This window comes from Pseudomonas sp. D3-27 (assembly GCF_051132165.1).
Taxonomy (GTDB): domain Bacteria; phylum Pseudomonadota; class Gammaproteobacteria; order Pseudomonadales; family Pseudomonadaceae; genus Aquipseudomonas.
The window spans coordinates 3157622-3177093 of the sequence record NZ_CP071667.1; the positions used below are offsets into that span (position 1 = coordinate 3157622).

The 19472-nt window shown below is 63.1% G+C and carries 7 protein-coding genes; all 7 read right to left on the reverse strand.

What is annotated here, in order from left to right:
• Positions 1 to 9: 9 nt before the first annotated feature.
• The 7 genes from J3P92_RS14275 to J3P92_RS14305 all read right to left on the reverse strand — a co-directional run bounded on the left by J3P92_RS14275 (position 10) and on the right by J3P92_RS14305 (position 19334).
• Entirely contained in the window at positions 10 to 9474 is a 9465-nt protein-coding gene (locus J3P92_RS14275) for an amino acid adenylation domain-containing protein (RefSeq protein WP_434647739.1), read from the reverse strand.
• Positions 9475 to 9515: 41 nt separating this feature from the next.
• Positions 9516 to 14330: an amino acid adenylation domain-containing protein gene (locus tag J3P92_RS14280; RefSeq protein ID WP_434647741.1), complete on the reverse strand. Its 4815-nt coding sequence runs from the start codon at positions 14328 to 14330 to the stop codon at positions 9516 to 9518.
• 70 nt (positions 14331 to 14400) lie between these two features.
• Positions 14401 to 15354, reverse strand: a complete 954-nt coding sequence (locus tag J3P92_RS14285; protein WP_434564112.1) for a TauD/TfdA family dioxygenase — start codon at positions 15352 to 15354, stop codon at positions 14401 to 14403.
• 157 nt (positions 15355 to 15511) lie between these two features.
• A complete protein-coding gene (locus tag J3P92_RS14290; protein ID WP_434647744.1) occupies positions 15512 to 16441 on the reverse strand; it encodes an iron-siderophore ABC transporter substrate-binding protein in 930 nt (309 codons plus the stop codon).
• Positions 16442 to 16504: 63 nt separating this feature from the next.
• Entirely contained in the window at positions 16505 to 17554 is a 1050-nt protein-coding gene (locus J3P92_RS14295) for a FecCD family ABC transporter permease (RefSeq protein WP_420763717.1), read from the reverse strand.
• Entirely contained in the window at positions 17551 to 18534 is a 984-nt protein-coding gene (locus J3P92_RS14300; protein WP_434647747.1) for a FecCD family ABC transporter permease, read from the reverse strand. Before J3P92_RS14300 ends, J3P92_RS14295 begins: the two co-directional genes overlap by 4 nt.
• Positions 18531 to 19334 (reverse strand): ABC transporter ATP-binding protein, encoded by an 804-nt coding sequence (locus J3P92_RS14305; RefSeq protein ID WP_420763715.1) that lies wholly within the window; start codon positions 19332 to 19334, stop codon positions 18531 to 18533. The genes J3P92_RS14300 and J3P92_RS14305 overlap by 4 nt, the downstream gene beginning before the upstream one ends.
• Positions 19335 to 19472: the final 138 nt, after the last annotated feature.

The following is a 19472-nucleotide window of genomic DNA, read 5'->3' on the forward strand; positions in this document are numbered from 1 at the left end:
TACTCATCCTTACATTTCCATCTCGGCCAACAGGCGCTGCATTTCGTCCAGGGCTTCGTCGGTCGAAGGCCCCTGGGGTTTTTCAATCTGCTCGGCGAGCGCGGCGATTGTGGGGTTCTGGAACAGGCTGCGCAGTTCGAGCTTGACGCCAAAACGGCTCTCGACCTGAGTCATCAAACGCATGGCCAACAACGAATGTCCGCCCAGCTCGAAGAAGCTGCTGAACACGCCAACCTGCGGCAACGCCAGCAGGTCCTGCCAGATGCCCGCCAACTGCCGCTCCAGCTCGCTGCGCGGCGCCACTCCCTGGATCGCCACAGGCTGTGGTGCCGGCAAGGCCTTGCGGTCGATCTTTCCATTGGCGTTGAGGGCCAGACGTGGCTGCTCGATGAAGCCAGCCGGGATCATGTAGGCCGGGAGCACGCCTTCCAGATACCGACGCAACGCCGCCTGATCGACCGGGCTCGGTGTCTGCAGCCAGGCAAACAGGCTCTGGCTGCACGGATCGATCATCACCACCGCTTCTTCCACGCCTGGGTAACGGCGCAGCAGCGATTCGATTTCACCGGGCTCGATACGGAAACCGCGCACCTTGACCTGAAAATCGCCGCGACCTACATAGGCCAGCCGCCCGTCGTTGCGGCGGCGTACCAAGTCGCCGGTGCGGTACATGCGGCTACCGGGTTCGCCTGCATAGGGATCCGGCAAATACGCCGCCGCCGTGGTGGCCGGCGCATGCTGATACCCTCGCGTGACGCCGGAGCCGGCGATATACAGCTCACCCGTCGCGCCGAGCGGCACCGGGCGGAGCATGTCGTCGAGCACGTAGCAGAGCGTGTTGAGCAACGGCGCGCCGATGTCGGCGACGCCGGACGGCACCTCCTGCAACGCCTGGGTGGTCGACCAGACGGTGGTTTCCGTCGGGCCGTAGGCGTTGATCAGCGCCACGCCACGACCGCGCAGTTCGTTCACCAGCTCACCGGGCACCGCCTCGCCACCGATCAGGCCACGCAGCGGCGGCCAATCGGCCTGGCCGGTTTCCAGCAGGATCTGCCATCCAGCGGGGGTAGCCTGGAATACCGTCGCCCGGCGCAGCAGCGCGAACAGTTGATGCCCGTCGATCACCTGCTCGCGGCGCGCCAGCAGGATGGCCGCGCCGTTGACCAGCGGCAGGAACAGCTCCGGCTTGCACATATCGAAGGCGTACGTGGTGCTGGCGAGCCAAACATCCTCGGCGCCAAGCGGCAGCAAGCGATCGAGGCCTGCCAGCAGATTGCTCAGGTTACCGCGGCTGACCTGCACGCCTTTCGGTGTGCCGGTGGAGCCCGAGGTATAGATCACGTAGGCGCGCTGCTGTGGATCGATCGGCAATGCAAGGTTGGCGTCGCTGCAATTGTCCAGCGCCAACCCGTCGAGCAGGAAGTGGTTGACGCCGCCCAAGGCCCCGGCGCAAAGGCTTTCAGTAAGCACCATGGCCGCACGCGCATGCCGGATGATTAAGCCCAGGCGCTCGCCCGGCTGCTGCGGATCCAGTGGCAGGTACGCCGCACCGGCCTTGTGGACCGCCAACAGGGTTGGCAGCAGCCATGGACCGCGAGTCAGACAGACCGCAACCAGGTCATCCGTGCCGACACCTTGCGCGCGCAGCCACTGGGCCAGGCGATTGCTGATGGCGTTGAGTTGCGCATAGGTCAGTTGCTGGTCCTGGCAATCCACCGCCAGCGCTTCAGGTGTCAGGACGACCTGCTGTTCGAAACGGGCGATGACGTCCACCACTGGCGTCGAGGATTGCGCCGGACGGTTCCAAGGACGCTGGGCCAAGGCGTGGTCGGCATTGGCCAGGTCGATGTCCCAGAGGCGCGCTTCGGGTTGTTCCAACATGCCTTCAAGCAGGTAGCGGAACTCATCGGCATAACGATGCGCGGTGTGCGCCAGGAACAGGTCGGTGTTGTATTCCAGCACGCATTGCCACTCCTCGCCCTGCTGCTCGATGTGCAGGCCGATGTCCACCAGGGCACTGTCGCTTTCAACGTTGAGTCGCTGTACGGGCAAGCCGGCGAAGTATTGCTCGGTCGTTGCGTTGGCATCGCGTTGGATCAGGTTGAACAACGCCTGGAACAGCGGCGTGTGGCTGAGATCGCGGCGTACTTGCAGGGCTTCCACCAGGCGCTCGAAAGGCACGTCGGCGTGCTGTTGCGCCGCCAGGTGCGTGGTTTGCAACTGCTGCCAGAACTGTTCGACCGATTGTTGCGGATCGAGATGGCTGCGCAGGACCTGAGTGGTGGCGAAATAGCCGATCAGGTTGTCGGTATGAGCCTGATGGCGATGGGCGACCGGCAAGCCAATCCAGATTTCACGTTGGCCCGAGTGCCTGGCCAGCAAGGTTTTCCAGGCGGCCAGCAACGGTGCAAAAGCGGTCAGGCCACGGCGCTGCGCCGTCTCGCGCAGGCGCTTGACCAGCCTAGCCGACAGGTTGAAGCGCAGACGCTGGCCCTTGTAGCCCTGCTCGGCGGGCCGAGGCATGTCGGTCGGCAGGTTCAGCACCGGCGGCTCGCCCGCCAGGGTACGGCGCCAATAGTCAAGTTGCGACTCGATCTGCGCCTGCCCCGCCGGGCTCTGCCAACTGGCCGCGATGTCGGAAAACTGCAACGGCAACGCTGGCAGACAAGCGTCACGCCTTTCCAGCAAAGCCTGGTAGATCACTTGCAGTTCATTGAAGAGAATCTCCAGCGAACGCGCGTCAGCGATGATGTGATGCAAGGTCACCTGCAGCACGCTGCGATCCTGGCCCTGGTACACACGCACCCGCCACAGCGGCGGCGCTGTGAGATCGAATGAATGCTGCGCCTCCTGGCTGAGCTTCTGGGCGAAGCCGCTCGAATGCTCATCGACTTCCAGCGGTTCGAAGCTCAGCGGCACCGCCACAAGGTCTTCGATATGCTGGCGTGCGCCGTCGGCGGTGTCGCTGAACACCGTCCGCAGACTGTGTTGGCGAGCCTCCAGTTGCGCCAGCGCCTGCTCCAGCAAATCGGGTTGTAGGATGCCATCCAGGCGCAGCGCCAAGGACAGGTGGTAGGCCTGGGTATCGCCCTGTAAACGGTCAAGGAACCACAAGCGTTGCTGAGTGAAATGCAACGGCGCCAAGGGTTCTGCGAACGGGCGCAAGATGCGATCAGCCTCGGTGCTCGCCTGGGCCAAAATGGCGGCCAAGTCCCGTAGCACCGGTTGTTCGAACACGCTGCGCAATGGCAGGCGGCGGCCATGCTGTTCGGCGATTCGCGCCACCAGCCGCGCCGCCAACAGCGAGTGTCCGCCGAGGGCAAAGAAGTTGTCGTCGGCGCCAATGTCGGTGCATTCCAGCAGCTCTTCCCAGAGGCCGGCCAGGGTTTGTTCCCACTCGCTCGACAGCGCGCCCTGCTGGCCGTCACGCTGTTGCGGCGCCGGCAAGGCCTTGCGGTCGACTTTGCCGCTGGGGCTCAACGGCAAGGTGTCGAGGCGAACGAACTGGCCGGGCAACATGTAGTCCGGCAATTGGGCGCCGAGGCTGGCGCGCAGCGTCGTTTCGTCCAGCGTATCGCCAGCGTAGTAGCCCACCAGCCGCGCCGAGTCACCGCTGCCCAGCAGCACCACGGCCGCCTCGCGGACCCCGGGGACGCGGGACAACAGCGCTTCGATTTCCCCCAGTTCGATACGGAAACCCCGCAGCTTGACCTGGAAATCCAGGCGCCCGAGGTAATCCAGGCTGCCGTTGCCATTGCGTCGAACCCGGTCGCCGGTGCGGTACATGCGCGCGCCAGCCACGAAAGGGTCCGGCAGGAACGCGGCGGCGGTCAGGCGCGCGGCAGCGAAATAGCCGCGACCCAAGTTGGCCCCCGCGAGGTACAGCTCACCTGGCACGCCGGCAGCCACCGGTTGCAAGTCAGCGTCGAGCACGTATGCGGCGGTGTTCGCCACCGGTTGCCCGATCGGCACCTCGACCGCGCTTTCTTCGCCACCGCGCACTTCGAAGGTGCTGTAGACGGTCGCTTCAGTCGGCCCGTAGCCGTTGATGACCTTGGCACCCCTGCCCTCGATGGCTTCGGCCAACGCGCACGGCAAGGCTTCGCCACCGGAGATGGCACGCACGCCCCGCCAGCTGCGGGAGGTATGCGCCACGAGCATTCGCCAGGTGGCCGGCGTGGCCTGCATGACGGTGGGTTGTCCGCCTATCAGCAACTGATCGATCGCTTGCGGGTCCCGCGCCTGCTCTCGATCGGCCAGCAGGATGCTGGCGCCATGGGCCAAGGGCAGGAGCAACTCGACAATGGCAATGTCAAAGGTCGCGGTGGTCAAGGCCAGGACCCGGTCCCGGGCCGTCATTGGCAGGACCTGCTCGACGGCCAGCATCAGGTTCATCAGGTTGCCACGGCTGATCGCCACCCCTTTGGGCTGGCCGGTGGAACCCGAGGTGTACAGCACGTAGGCGAGTTGACCGGGGTTGCAGTCCACAGGCTTGCGCGTACCGGTCGCCCCACTGGCGTCGATGTCCAGCAGCGGCAGGCCGGGGTTCCACTGCGCCAACACGCCGAGGCTCGCGGCGGTGCCCAGGCACAACGTGGGCTGCGCCGCCTGGAGAATGTAGCGGCCGCGTTCCGGCGGCGTGTCCTCGGCCAACGGCACATACGCTGCCCCGGCCTTGAGGACCGCCAGCATGGCCATGGGCAGGCGAGCGTCGCGCGGCAGGCTCAACGCTACGCGGTCTTCGACACCGACACCCTGGACCTGCAACCTCGTTGCGAGTGCCTCGGCGGCTTGGTCCAATTCGGCGTACGTCATTTGTTGATTGCCTGCCACGACGGCAATCGCCTCGGGCTGGCGCGCAACCTGAAGCGCGAAGGCGTCAAGGATGTCTTGCTGACCGGCCAGGGCGCGCCCATCGATCCGCGCCAGGGCCCGTTCAGCGGGCTGCCATGTCAACTCACCCAGCGGCCGCCCGGCCTGTTGGATCACCGCATCGAGCAAGGCCAGGTACTGCTCGGCCATGCCTCGCACCGTCTGCTCGCGGAACAGGTCGCTGCTGTATTGCAAACTCAGGTTAATCCCGTGTTCGCTGTCGCGCACGTCCAGGTGCAGATCGCACAAGGCGCTCTCCGGGCGGTTGTCCAGCGGCTCGGCGATGACGTCAGTGAGTTCGAAACGCTCCAGAGCGTTGCCCGGGAAGTAATTGAACATGACCTGGAATAGCGGGTTGTAGCTCACCTGCCGGACCACTCCCAACTGTTCGATCAAGTAATCGAACGGCAAGTCCTGGTGGGACTGGACCGAAACCGACAATGCCTGCAATTCGCTCATCAGTTGCAGCGGGCTGCGCTCGCCGGAGATTTTCTTGCGGTACACCAATGTGTTGACGAAGCAACCCACCAGCGGCTGCAACGCCGCATGGTGCCGGTTGGCCGCCGGTACACCGACCAGGATGTCGTTTTCTCCGCTGCGACTGCGCAACAGCAGTTGGAAAGCGGTCAGCATCGGGATGAAGTTGCTCCAGCCATGGCGAGCGCTGAAGGTCCTGAGCCGCGCCGCCAGGTCGTCGGGCAAGCGACGCTCGACACGTCCACCGGCCTGGCTCGCCTGGGCGGGACGAGGGAAATCGGCCGCCAGGTCGAGCACCGGCAGCTCGCCGGCCAGTTGCTCGCGCCAGTAGGCCAGCTCTTGCTCGCACGCCTTGCTGCCCATCCACTGGCGTTGCCACACGGCGTAGTCGGCGTATTGCATTGCCGGGGCGGGCCGTGGGGTCGCGACGCCCTTGCGACGATTGCGGTACTGCTCGCAGAGGCCGTCGATGATCAATTGCAAGGACCAGCCATCGGCAACGATGTGGTGGCAATTCAACGACAGGACAAACGCCTCCGGCGCCAGGCGATACAGCCTGGCGCGCAACAGCGGCGCCGCGTCGAGGGCGAACGGTGTCATGGCGTCCAGGCGTAGCCGTTCGTGCAGCGCGTCTTCGCTCGCCACATCGATGACCGGCAACTCAATTTCGCTGTGCGCCAGGACAACCTGGCTCGGCCCTTGGGCCGCGCCGATGAACCCGGTGCGCAGCACCTCGTGCTGGTCGAGGACCGCTTGCAACGCCGCGTGCAGGTCAGCGACGTACAGCTCGCCAGTCAGGCGCACGGCGCCGGCCAGGTTGTACGCCGGGCTGTCGGGGTCGAGTTGTTGCAGGAACCACAACCGTTGCTGGGCAAACGAGAGCGGCAGCGTTTCCGGGCGCGGCAGCAAGGTCGGCGACGGCTTTACCGCGCCAGCCTGGTTCTCCAGCCAATCCGCCATGGCGGTAATGGTCGGACGCTCGAAGACCACGCGCAACGGCAAATCCTTGCCGCTGAGCTTACCGATCAGGCCGATCAACTGGGTCGCCAGCAGCGAATGGCCGCCCAGCTCGAAGAAGTTGTCCTCGACACCCACCTGGTCCAGGCCGAGCACGCTTTGCCAGGCTTGCACCAACTGGCCTTGCAACTCGCTGCTCGGCGCCACATAGCGGGCCTGGCTTTGCGCGGCAAAATCCGGGGAGGGCAACGACTTGCGGTCGATCTTGCCGTTGCCGTTGAGCGGGAAACGCTCCAGGAATACGAATGCGCTCGGGATCATGTAGGCCGGGAGATTGCCCAGTACATGCTCGCGCAACATCTCGATGCTGCAGGCGTCATTGGCCACGACGTAAGCCACCAGTACCTTGGCGCGTTGCTGGTCGTCACGGGCCACGACCACGGCTTCGCGCACGCCGGGGTAATGGGTCAGGCATGCCTCGATCTCGTCCAGCTCGATGCGGTGGCCGCGAATCTTGACTTGATGGTCGGTGCGTCCGACGTATTCCAGGTCGCCGTTGGGCAGGAAGCGCGCCAGGTCACCGGTGCGGTACAGGCGTGAACCGTCGTTGGCGATCGGGTCCGGCAGGAACACCGCCGCCGTACGCGCAGGGTCGGCCATGTAACCGCGCCCGACGCCGACACCGGCAACGAAGATCTCCCCGACCGCGCCGACCGGTATCGGCTGCAGATCGGCGTTGAGCAGGTACAAGCGATTGTTCAGCGTGGCGCGGCCGATCGGTACGTTGATGCGCTGTTCCGGCAGGCGCTCGAGCAGCGGATGAAAGGCCACGTCATCGGAGCACTCAGCCGGCCCGTAGGCATTCATCAGCGGGATCGCCGGGTAGCGCTCGAACCAGCGACGCGCCAAGGCCGGCGGCAAGGCCTCGCCCGTGGCAAGCACCCAGCGCAGGGGGGACGTTTCCAATCCAGCGTCCAGCAGGCTTTGCATCAAGGACGGCACCGCTTCGAGGATGCTGATGCCGTGCCGCCCGATGGCCGAGGCCAATGCCTCGGGGTCCTGCACCACGCAGTCGCCGAGGATCACGGTGCGGGCTCCGAGCACCAGGCCGGCGAGGGTCTGCCAGACTGAGATGTCAAAGCACTGCGGCGCGGTCTGGGCAATCACATCGTTCGCATCGAGCCCCAGCCCCGGCAATTTACCGAGAATGTTATTGAGCATGCCCGCCTGCGCCACCATCGCGCCCTTCGGCGTGCCAGTGGAGCCAGAAGTGAAGATGCAGTATGCCAATGATGTGCCGTGCACCGTGATGTCGAGGTTATCGTCGCTATAGCTGCCCAGCACCGAAGGGTCGTAGCGAACGGCCTTGGGTCGGTGCATGAGCAGGTCGAGGGCCTGCATCGCCAGCTCGCCCTGCCCTGCGCTATGGATCAGCAACGGCGTGCGGCTCTGGCGCAGCACTTGGGCCAGGCGCTGCGCCGGGTTGCGCGGATCGAGCGGCAGCCAACCGGCACCGGCCTTCAGCGTGGCGACAATCATCACCACCAGATCCAGGCCCCGCTCGTCGAACACCGCGATCAGGTCGTCGCTGCCCACACCCTGGGCGCGCAAGTGCCGAGCCAGTCGGTTAGCGGCGCGGTTCAGCTGATCGAACGTCAGGCTTTGCTCGCCATGGACAACGGCGACACGCTCTGGCGTCTGGCGCACCTGTTGCTGGAATCGCTCAATGTATAAGGGTTGCAGCAGTTGCTCGTCCGCCGCCAGGCCACCGCCGGCCCAAACCTCGTGCTGGTGAGTGACTTCGCTTTCATCCAGCATCGCCAAATGATGCAAGGGCGTGCCGGCGTCTGCGCCGAGGGCATCGCCCATGTTCAACAGCAAGGTGCGGAAATGCCGCAGCATCTGCTCGATTTCTTCGCGCAGGAACCAGTCGGTTTGATAGGTCAACTGCAGGTGCAGGCGCTCGCCCGGCACGATTACCACAGTGACCGGGTAGTTGGTGTGGGTGCGGTTGGCCATGTCGCTGATCAGGTAATCCAACTGGCCCTGGCGCAAGTCGGCGGCAATGGGCGCGTTCTCGAACACGAACAGGCTCTGGAACAAGTCCTGTCGCTGAACGTCGCTCCAGCGCTGGATGTCGGCCAGGGAAACACTTTCGTGTTCGCGCAGGCTCAGGTTTTCGGTCTGCAAGGCTTTCAGCCACGGGCCGAGCTTATCCTCCGGACCACAGCTCCAGCGCAGCGGCAAGCTATTGATGAACAGGCCGACGATGCTTTCCATGCCTTGCAGGTGCACCGGGCGGCCAGCGACGGTGATGCCCATTACCAAGTCGCGATCACCACTGTAGCGCCCGAGCAATAGCGCCCAGGCGCCTTGCACCAGGGTGTTGAGGGTCAGGCCGTGCTGCGCCGCGACGTTCTGCAACGCCTGGGTCTGCCCGGGCTCCAGGAGTTCGACACAGTCTTCGACCGGTTCGGCAGCACCTTGGATGCGACCGACATGACCAAAGCCAAACTCGTTGGGCGTATCGAAGCCCGCCAGTCGCTGTTGCCAGAAGGCTTGGTGATCTTCCGGTTTCTGGGTTTCCAGCCACCGGATGAAGTCGCGATACGGGCGCGGTGTCGGCAGGCTCAGTCGGCGCCCTTCCCGGGCGGCGCGGTAGCCGTTGAGGAAGTCCATCATGATGATCGAGAAGCACCAGGCATCCATGAGGATGTGGTGGTAGCTGCGCACGAACTGGTAGGTGTCGGGCGCCAGTTTGTACAGCCTGACCCGCATCAGTGGCGCCTTGGTGAAGTCCAGGCCTTCGGCACGCTCCGCGCTGAGCAATTGCTCGAGGCGGTCCTGCTGCTCGCCTTCGCTCAGATGCGACCAATCTTCATAGGTGATCGGTAATTCGACCTGCTTGTGCACCACCTGCATCGGGCGTTTCTGCTGCTTCCAGACGAACGATGTGCGCAGCAGTTCATGGCGCTCCACCACCTGCGCCCAGGCCTGGCGGAAGGCCGCGAGGTCCAGGTCCGGCATGACCATGACATGGCGATATTGGAGCAGATACATGCCCTTGCCAGGGTGCATCAGGCTGTGAAACAGCAGTCCTTGCTGCATGGGAGCCAGCGGGTAAATAGCTTCGATATTGCGCGAAACAGCTTTGACCTTGTCGTTCATGCTGACGGTATCCGAACCTGTAATTAGGGGGCGCAGGGGGTTCACTGCTCAAGTTGTTCGAGCAACCCCAAAAATTCATCGTCGGACAGGCCCGAGTCGGCGAAATCCGAAGCCGTGGCGCGGCCCGCCGTAGGGGCCTGACAGTGATCCAGCAAGGTGCTGAGTCGCTGCTGGAATTGCCGCGCCAGTTCGTTCACCAACACCTGATCGTGGACCTGCGGCGCATAACGCCATTCGACGTGTAGCTGGCCTTCATTGACGAGCGCCGTCACGTCCAGCCAATGGGTGCGGCAGGTGCTGGCGGCGCGCATGCCGGGGCACATCGGCCGCGCCAGGCGCCAGAGGCTCGATGCGCCGATCCACTGATCGACACGCCCCAGGTAGTTGAACGTCAGCAGCGTGACGGCACCCAGGCCGTGGGCCGGATCCTGGCGCAGCAGGCCGTAGCCGATGCCTTGTTCGGGGACGCGGCGCAGGGCTTCCTTGGCCGCGATGATCGAGGATTCCAAATCCCAGGAAGTATCGATGGCCAATGGATATCGGCTGGTGTGCCAACCGATGGAGCGCGACAGCTCGGGGCCTTGCTCCCAGCCACTACGACCGTGGCTTTCCAGCTCCAGGGTGACGCGCTCGCGCCCCTGCCATTGGCCGATGACACCGGCCAACGCGGCCACCAGCAGATCCTGGACCTGCGTGCTGTAGGCCGAGTGACAATCGCCCAACAGCAATTGTGTTTGCTCGACCGACAGTTGCATGTCCAGTGTCCGGCTTTCGCCGTATGTATTGGGCTGTTGAGGAGCGCTATGTTCGGCGGCTACCTGCTCATGCCAGTAGCCAACCTGGGCCAGGACGGCGGGCTCGCGGCGATGCTGCTGCAAGGCCTCGCTCCATGCGTGGAAACCCGCCGACACGGCAGGCAACGCGGCGTTCGGTTGCAAGTAGAGGCTTTCCAATTCCTCCAGCAGCACTTGCCAGGACACGGCATCGACCAGCAAGTGATGCGCCGTGCATAGCAGCTCACGGCTCTGGGAGAAATACACCCAGCGGATCAAAGGCGCCTTGCCCAAATCAAAGCCTTGTTGCCAGCGCTGCAACAGCGCTTCGTCCAAGGGTTGGTCTTCGATGTGGAACAACCCGTCGAGCTGGCCCGAGGAAAACGCCTGGTAGCGTTGTTGCCAACCCTGCTCCGACGTTTCAAATATCAGGCGCAAGCTGGCATGACGTTGTAACAGTGCGCCAACAGCCTGGATGAACCGCGCCTGTTCCAATGGTGCGTTCAATGCCAGAAGCAAGGATTGGTTCCAATGCTCGGGCTCGGTTTGCTCCTGGGCGAAAAACCATTGCTGGATCGGCGTCAGGGCGAACGCTGTGACAGGTTCGAGCACGGCCGGCGTAGCGCCCGTCTCCACCGCGCCAAGATCAACCACCTGCTCGGCCCAACCGCGCACGGTTGGGAACTCGAAAATCTGCTTGGGCTTGAGCTGCAGCCCGTGCTGCTTGGCCCGGGCGATGATCTGCAAGCTCAGGATCGAGTCTCCCCCGACACTGAAGAAATTGTCATCGACCCTCAGGTCGGGGTTATTGAGAATCTCACGAGCGATATCGAGCAGACGCTGTTCGAGGTTGCGCTGTGGCGTCTGCACCACTCGGGCCAAGGCGCGTACGCTCTGTTCGGCAAACAGCTGCTTTGGCGTCATCAGGATATGTTGCTGGCGGGCCAAGGCAATGATCTGCAGGCCGAGGATCGAATCGCCGCCCAAGGCGAAGAAGTTGTCATCGGGGCCGAGGTCGGGGTTGCCGAGCAGCCCGCGCCAGATATCCAGCAACGCGCTTTCAACCGCATTCAGAGGTTCCTCGATGGGAGACGTCGTCTGCGCGGTGGCCGGCGCTTGCCCGGCCAAATGCTGCAATGCCTTGCGATCGACTTTTCCGTTGGGCAACAAGGCAAACCCATCGAGGCAATGCCACTGGGACGGTTGCATATAGTCCGGCAGTTGCGCTTGCAGGGCGGCCTGAATATCAGGCAACGCGGCCAATGGTGCGACCAGGAACGCCACCAAGCGGTTGCCCGTCAGGGGCGATGGGTTGTTCAGCACCTGTACGTCGCCGACCTGCGGCATCGCCCGCAGCCGTGCCGCAACCTCTGCCGGCTCGACCCGATACCCGCGGATCTTGACCTGCTCATCGAGCCGACCGAGAAACTCCATCTGCCCCCGATGATTGAGCCGCACCCGGTCACCGGTGCGATAGCCATGGGCACCGAAGCGGGCGTGGTCTGAATCGTTGGCGCTGAGGTAACCCAGCGCAACCGTTTTGCCCTGCACGCAAAGTTCGCCGCTGACACCGATCGGCAACAGACGGCCCTCGGGCGAACGCACGCTGACCTGGACATTGGGCAGCGGTCGTCCCAGCGGTGCCGCGCCATCGATATCGACCTCATGAGTCAACACCCCGACGGTGGTTTCACTGGGGCCGTAGTGGTTGACGATACGCAGGTCCGGCATCAATGCCCGCAAGCGCGAAACCAGCTCATGGCCCAGGGCTTCGCCACCGGTGACCAGGCATCGGCGCGGCAATAGGCGCTGGGGATCGTTGGCGACCAGCAAGGCGTTGAGGTGTGAAGGCACAATTTTAAGCAGGTCCACGGGATCTCGCTCAAGCACGGCCGCCAGCTCCTCGGCGTCGAATGACAGTTCCTCAGCCAATAGCCGCAGGCGACGGCCGCTGAGCAACGCACCGAACAAGGCCGTGTGCCCCAAGTCGGTGGCGCAGCTGGCGAGACTTGCCAGACTGGCATCGGCGGACAGATCCAGGCGTTCCAGGCACCCGACCACGTAATGGATCAGGTTGCCCTGGCTGACCATCACCCCCTTCGGCCGTCCCGTGGAGCCGGAGGTGTAGACGACGTAGGCCGACCTTTCAGCGGGCAAGGACGCGCGCAACGGCGATTCACCCGACAACGCCTCAGTTGGCAACGACAGCCACCGCACCGTTTCAGGCAGCCACTCGGGACGCTGGCCCTCGCCGACCCAGACCTTGGGCGTGCCATCCTGGCAGATGTCCTGCAAACGCGACTGCGGCCACTGCGGATCGAGGGCCAGGTAGGTGGCGCCGCACTGCCAGGCGGCGAGCATGTGCATCACCAGCTCGCGGCTGCGGGGCAAGCATAAGGCGATGCGTGCGCCCTCCAGATTCGCGCCTGCTTGCAAGCGCTCGCCACGGGCGACCACTGCACGGCCCAATTCGGCATAGCTGAGCGTGCCCTGTTCGTCTTGCAGGGCAATTGACTCGGGCTTTCGAACGCACTGCTGGACGAACGCCTGCCAGGCGTTGCTGACCGGGACCGGCAGGTCCTCGCCAGAGAGCAAGGATTGCTGCGCCGGTGCCAGCCAGTCGAGCTGGGCAAACGGTACGTCCGGCTGTTCGATGACCGCGTGGACCAACGCAACGAACTGTTCGCAAAAACGTTGGACTGTTTCGTGGCGGTACAAGGCCTTGCTGTAACGCCACCGGCACAGGAAGCCGTCTTCCTCGTCGATCATGACCATGTTCAGCTCATGGGCCGCGCCACGCTGCTCCGACAGCAGACGGTCGACGTACTGCTCGAACGGCGCGATGCGCTCCTTGTTGAGGGTGAACATGTGCTGAAACAGCGGCGCCCTGCCCATCTGCCGGGGCAGATCCAACTGTTTGACGAGGCGCGAGAACGGATAATGACGGTGCTGCAAGGTTTGTTTGACGTTGGCGTCCACCTGCCTGGCCCAATCGCCGCCGGACAGCTCGCGCTGCAAACGACAGCGGACCGGCAACGGGTTGACCAGGTAGCCCGGCAGATTGACGTGCTCGCGGCGCAGGCGCCAACCGCTGGGAGTGCCCAGCACAAAGTCATCCTGGCCGGACAGCACGCCGAGAAACTGCTGGAACAAAGAGAACCAACAGATATAAGGCGTCACGCCCCATTGACGGGCCACGGCACGAATTCTGGCCGTGGTGGCCCGGTCGAAACGAAACGACAGCTCCCCGCCTTGGAATGCCTGATTGCTGCCGTAGTGAAAATCGGTCGGTAGCTCCAGTGCCGGGGCGCCTTCCAATTGCGCCTGCCACCAGGCCAGCTCCATCGGTTCGGCAGCTTCGCTGCGTATGTGCAATTCGCTGCAATAGTCGCGATAGGCATCTGGATTCACAGCGGGCAATGCTTGCTCGTTGATCAGCGCGAACAGTTCATTGAGCACGATGTAGAACGTGGCCAGGTCAGCGGCGATGTGATGAATTACCAGCAGCACGGTGTGCTCGACATCATCGGCGTGAACGTTGCTCAACAGGACGACCCGACTGACGTCGCCGGCTTCCAAGTCGAAAGGCTTATCGGCCCACTCGGTGACGCGCTGCTGCAACGCCTGCCTGTCGGCCGCCTGCAGCGCGATGCGCTCCAGCGGCCGGACTCGCTCGCGGTCGCTCCACTGCAACAGGTCGCCATTGCGCTCGGCATAGGCGGTGCACAGCATGGGATAGCGTCGCTGCACCGTTTCCCAGGCGCCTTGCAGGCGTCGGGGCAAGTCGTCGGTGACGAACTGCGCCTTGATGCGCCCTGCGTAAGCGATGTTATAGGCGCAGCTGTCCGGCTCCAGTCGTTGCAAGAACCAGAGCGCCTGCTCGTTATCCGTCAGCGGGCGCGCTTCAAAATAATCGGGGTGCCGGGCCAGCCATTGCAGCACGTCGGCGCCGTGCGCCGTCAGTTCGCTTGCCAGTTCATCGTCCAACGCCCTAGGTGATCCGGGGGTGATGACCAATTGGCCTTCGACTTTCGATAGGCGAATCCCACGCAGCCAGCAGCGATGCATCAAGCGATCGAGCATTTGATGTCCTTCATTTTGCTTGTTCTGAATGAGCCGCCCCATGTGACGGCTGTCTGCAAGAGCGTCTAGCTCAGTTCGCGGAAGCAGGCTCGGCCATGGCGACCACGACCTTTCGCGCGCCCTGGAATGTCGAACGGCCATGGGCCACCAGCATGTTGTCGAGCATCAGCACGTCACCGGCTTGCCAGGGAAAGCTCACCTGGCAGCGCTGCAATACGGCACGGACATGCTCCAGGGCATCAAGCTCGATAGGCGAGCCATCACCGTAGAAAACGTTACGTGGCACGCCCTCTTCGCCGACGATGGAAATCAGCGTCTCGCGCACGGGTGCGGCGAGATTGGAGATATGGAACAGATGCGCCTGGTTGAACCACACCCACTCCCCAGTCACCGGGTGCTGGGCCACGGCCTGGCAGATCTGGCGGGTGGACAGCTCGCCGTCCTCTTTCCACTGGAACTGGATCTGGTTGGCGCGGCAGAAATGTTCGACTTGTGAACGGTCTTCCGTGCTGAACGCCTGTTGCCAGGGCAAGTCGAGGCCGTTGCCATAGTTGCGCACGTACATCAGGCGCTTCTCGGCGAAACGCTGACGTATGGCGGGGTCGAGTTGCTGGTAGACCTTGCGGCTGTCGGCAATGGGGGTTTCACCGCCCACCGCAGAGGCCTGCATGCAGTGGAACCAGATTTTCATTGGCCAGTTAAGCGAGTAGGACTGCTCGTTGTGTAGAGGGATCACTTGGTGGGCCGGGTACTCGGTCGACGTGTAGACCCGGTTGTTGAGCTTGGTGCGCGGCGTTGAGGCGTAGTCGTAGGTCAGCAGTTCATGACCGAAACCGCGGGCAAATGCTTCAAAGTCCGCTTCGCCATTGAACACAAAGCCACGAAACAGGATGCCGCCCGCTCGCGGTAACTGCGCCTCGACTGCTTGCAGGATCTGCGCCCGGCTGTCCTGCCACGCAGCCCCCGCGCCTGGCGCGTGGAAGATAAATGGCAAGGTCTGTTCGTCGCCCGGTACGCCTTCCATGGGTTGAACCTGTGCACGCGCCAAACCAGTTTCCATTTGTGATCCCTCGCCATTCCGATGAGCGTGTTTTTTCGAGAGCACAAACTATTACAAACGAGTAACAACTGCAATAGAGAATCATTGTCATTAATGACGTTTGTATGACAATCGACACAAATCATTTGGCCTGAAGCATGCTCTCCCGCTCAGCGATATGGGACATCAACAGGTAGGCGGAACCCAGCAAGCCCTGCATCGTATCGGCATAGCGGCTGCGGTTCAGGTACAGAAACTGGCGGTTCTTCACCGCAAACAGGTTCTGCCATTGCGGCGACTGGCGAAACGCAGCCGTGCTCGCTTCCGAATCGAGCAGTTCTTCGTATGTGTCGATAATGAAATCACTGTCGAAGTCGCCGATTCGCTCCAGGCTGTAGGGCACGTTCTGGCGCGCTTCGCGATAGGCGGCGACACGGCCCAGGCCGAAATCCTTGATGACGTCATCCATCCCGCCACGGCCGATCAACTGGAAACCATCGGTATAGACCTCGAGCGTCGTGACCGTGATCCGCGAAGGGTCCTTGACCCGCTTCTTGAACTCGCTGACGACCCATTCGTATTCATGGAGCATTTCTTCGTAACGCTGCTGCTTGCCGACCAGCTCGGCGAGCTGCCTGGCGTAGGTCTTGATGTCGCTTTCCCGGGAGGGCAGCAGCACGACCGGTGCGATTTTGCTGAGCTTTTCCTTTAGGTCCGCGTGATAAGACAGGCCGACAATCAGGTCAGGCTTCAGGGCGGCGATGGCTTCCAGGTCAGGAGATTGGTGCGAGCCGATGTATTGAATGCCCGTCACGTCGAAGCGCTCTTGGGCACCGCGAAACAGCACGTCCGAAAACAGCTTCTTCCTGCCTGTCGATCCGCAGGGCTTGATACCCAATTCGAGCAACTGATCGGTCAGGCTGAAATCGTGCAGGGAGACAATGCAGTGGGGTGAAACAGGCACCTCGATACGACCGAAACTGTTCTCGAACACTTTGGTTTCGGCCGCGCCAGCGTGCATCGACATCAATGCAAACGGCACGCAAAGCATGCCAAACAACCTCTTGAACACTTCTCTCATCCCTACCCGCACGCGTTTGCCTCCGATAATTTCAAGATAAGCGCCGCTGTGTTTTCAGCGACTGCGTTGACGCGCCAACAATATGATCAGATAAGGTGCGCCGATAATTGCAACCACCAGCCCCGCCGGTAATTGCAGCGGTGGGAACAGCCCCCTGCCCAGTGTATCCCCCGCCAGTACCAGCAATGCCCCCATCAACGCCGACAAAGGCATCAGCGCACCGTGGCGATCGCCTGCCAGTTGGCGCGCCAGGTGCGGCGCCACCAGCCCGACGAAAGTCATGGTGCCGACGTTCGCCACGGCGGCCGCTGTCAGCATGACACTGCACAGCAATAGGAAAGCCATGACACCCGTGACGTTCAGGCCCCGGCTGAGCGCGACTTTTTCGCCCAACTGCAACAGGTTTAATTGACGGTGAAAAAACAGCAAGGGAACCCCCGCGAGCAACAGCCAGGTGCCGAGGCTGTGAACCTGCGGCCAACCGGCCCGGTGCAAGCTGCCGCCCAGCCACATCAGGGCCGACTCGACCTGGTCGATGTTGCCGTAGGTGATCAGTAAATCGGCTACTGCACTGAGCATCGCGGTGAGCCCAACGCCGACAAGGATCAACCGCAGCGGCGAAATCCCCTGGCGCCACGACAGCAGCGCGACGAAGAATGCCACGGCCAACCCGCCCGCCAGTGCCGCCAATGGATAGAGCTCAAGGGGCAACAGCGTGGGCCAGAGCACAATGATCAGCAGCATCGTCACACTGGCGCCCGACTCCACGCCCACCAGCCCCGGCGCCGCCAGCGGATTGCGCGTCAACGACTGCATCAACAGGCCGGCCAGCGACATGGCCATGCCGGCGAGGATCGCCAGGGCCACACGTGGCAGTCGCAATTCCCAAAGCAGATTGCGCGTCGTCGAGTCGACCTGTTCAGGCGCCCACAGCGCTTGCCAGGCCTGGACAACCCCCAACGAATAACTGCCGACAGTCAACGCGTACAACGATAAGGCAACCAATGCGAACATCAGGGCCAGCACCGAAATCACGTCGATGGGCCGGGCCACCCAAGGCAGTAATGGAAGTGCCCTGGGCAAGATCAGCCCAACGCGCGTCATTTGACTTTCCTCAACACCAACGCGACGAAAATCGGCCCGCCGATCAGTGCCGTGACAATCCCGGTGTTCAGCTCAAAGGGCCGCACAACGGTTCGTGCGGCAATGTCCGCCAGGATCAGCAGCAACGCGCCGAGCAGCGGCGCGGCCAGCAATAGCCGTCGATAATCATCGCCAAACAACAGCCGCGCCGCATGGGGCACCACCAACCCGACAAAACCGATCGGTCCCGCCAGCGCCACGGCGCATCCTGACAGCAGCACCACGGAAGCCAGCCCGAACAGGCGCATTTTCAACAAGTTGACGCCCATGCCGGCCGCGGCCTGCGGACCGAGCCGATGGGTGTTCAAGGCCCGGACATTGACCAGGCACAAGACCATGCCCAACACCACATAAGGCCAGACCCATGCCTGCATCGAGCCTCCGGTCACGCCGATCGACCCGGTGAGCCAGCGGCGAAGGCTGTCGAGCCCCTGCTGGTCGAGCAACAGCAGGATTGACGTGATGGCGCTGAACAACGCCGCGATCATCGCGCCGGACAAGGTCAGTCGAATCGGGTTATGGCCCCTGCCCGCCAGCAGCAGGACACCAATGGCTGCCACCAGGGCACCGCTGAAAGCAAACAATGGGATCATCGACAGGTCGTGACCGGGCAGCACCAGCAAGCCGAACACCACGAATAATGCCGCGCCGCTGTTGATGCCGAGAATGCCGGGGTCGGCCAGGGGGTTGTCACCTACCGCCTGCATGATCACTCCCGCCAGGCCAAGGCTGGCGCCCACCAGCATGGCAACCAGCAAGCGTGGCAGGCGGCTGCCACGGATGACGCTCTGATCGGCGTTGTCCGGTGCATACGCCACCAGTGCCTGCCAGGCCTCGTTCCAAGGGATGCTCTTGGCGCCAACCGCCAGGTGCAGCAGCGCGGCCAAGGCGATGGCAACCAGCAGGCCCAGCCACACCGGTATTCGCAAACCGTGACTCACATCGCCTCCCGTACAGCCGATGGCTGGCTACGGGTGGTTTGCGGAACACACAGCGGGTCGCCCGAATAAGGGTCGGTGATGATGTGCGCGTCCAGGTCGAAGACCGCCTTGAGATTCTCACGGGTAAAGACTTCAGCGGGCGCGCCCTGGGCCAGCAAGCGGCCTTCACGCATCATCACCAGGTGATCGGCATAACGCGCGGCCTGGTTGAGATCGTGAAGCACGGCGACGACGGTCTTGCCTTGCTCGCGCAGGTCCACCAGCAGTTCGAGCAAGGTGATCTGATGAGCGATATCGAGAAACGTCGTGGGCTCGTCCAACAGGATCACTGGGGTGTCCTGGGCCAAGGTCATGGCAATCCAGCAGCGCTGCAGTTGTCCACCCGACAGGGTGGCCAACGAGCGATCGAGCAACGGTGCGATGCCCGCCAGTTCGATGGCACGGTCGATTGCCTGCTGATCCTGTTCGGACCATTGCCGCCACCAGCTCTGCCAGGGGAAACGTCCCTGCATCACAAGCTCTCGCACGCTCATGCCGGCCGGTGACGTAGTGCGCTGGGGCAACAACGCCATGCGCTGCGCCAGCGCCCGGCGCGAATACTGCCCCAGAGCCTTGCCGGACAGGTGCACCTCACCCGCGCTTGGGCGCAGCATATGTGCCAGCACATTCAAGAGTGTGGTCTTGCCACAGCCGTTGGCCCCGATCAACGCCGTGAAGCAGCCTTCGGGAATGTCCAGGCTGACACCGTTGAGAATCTGTTGCTCGCCATAGCTCAGCCGCACATTGCTGGCTTTCAGCATGACCGTCCCTCCACCGCCCAAGAGGGCCTGATCGAATCGTCCATCGTACAGATCCCGCGCATTCGTTTCCCGGTAACAACGCCGGAAAACCCACCGCAGGCTGAAAAGTGCGGCACAGAATATGTCGAAACTAAAATA

What these genes read in the sequence shown, in the direction of transcription:
- J3P92_RS14275 (WP_434647739.1), bottom strand. Translation starts at nt 9,474, where the DNA reads ATGAACGACAAGGTCAAAGCTGTTTCGCGCAATATCGAAGCTATTTAC.
- J3P92_RS14280 (WP_434647741.1), bottom strand. Translation starts at nt 14,330, where the DNA reads ATGCTCGATCGCTTGATGCATCGCTGCTGGCTGCGTGGGATTCGCCTA.
- J3P92_RS14285 (WP_434564112.1), bottom strand. Translation starts at nt 15,354, where the DNA reads ATGGAAGGCGTACCGGGCGACGAACAGACCTTGCCATTTATCTTCCAC.
- J3P92_RS14295 (WP_420763717.1), bottom strand. Translation starts at nt 17,554, where the DNA reads ATGACGCGCGTTGGGCTGATCTTGCCCAGGGCACTTCCATTACTGCCT.
- J3P92_RS14305 (WP_420763715.1), bottom strand. Translation starts at nt 19,334, where the DNA reads ATGCTGAAAGCCAGCAATGTGCGGCTGAGCTATGGCGAGCAACAGATT.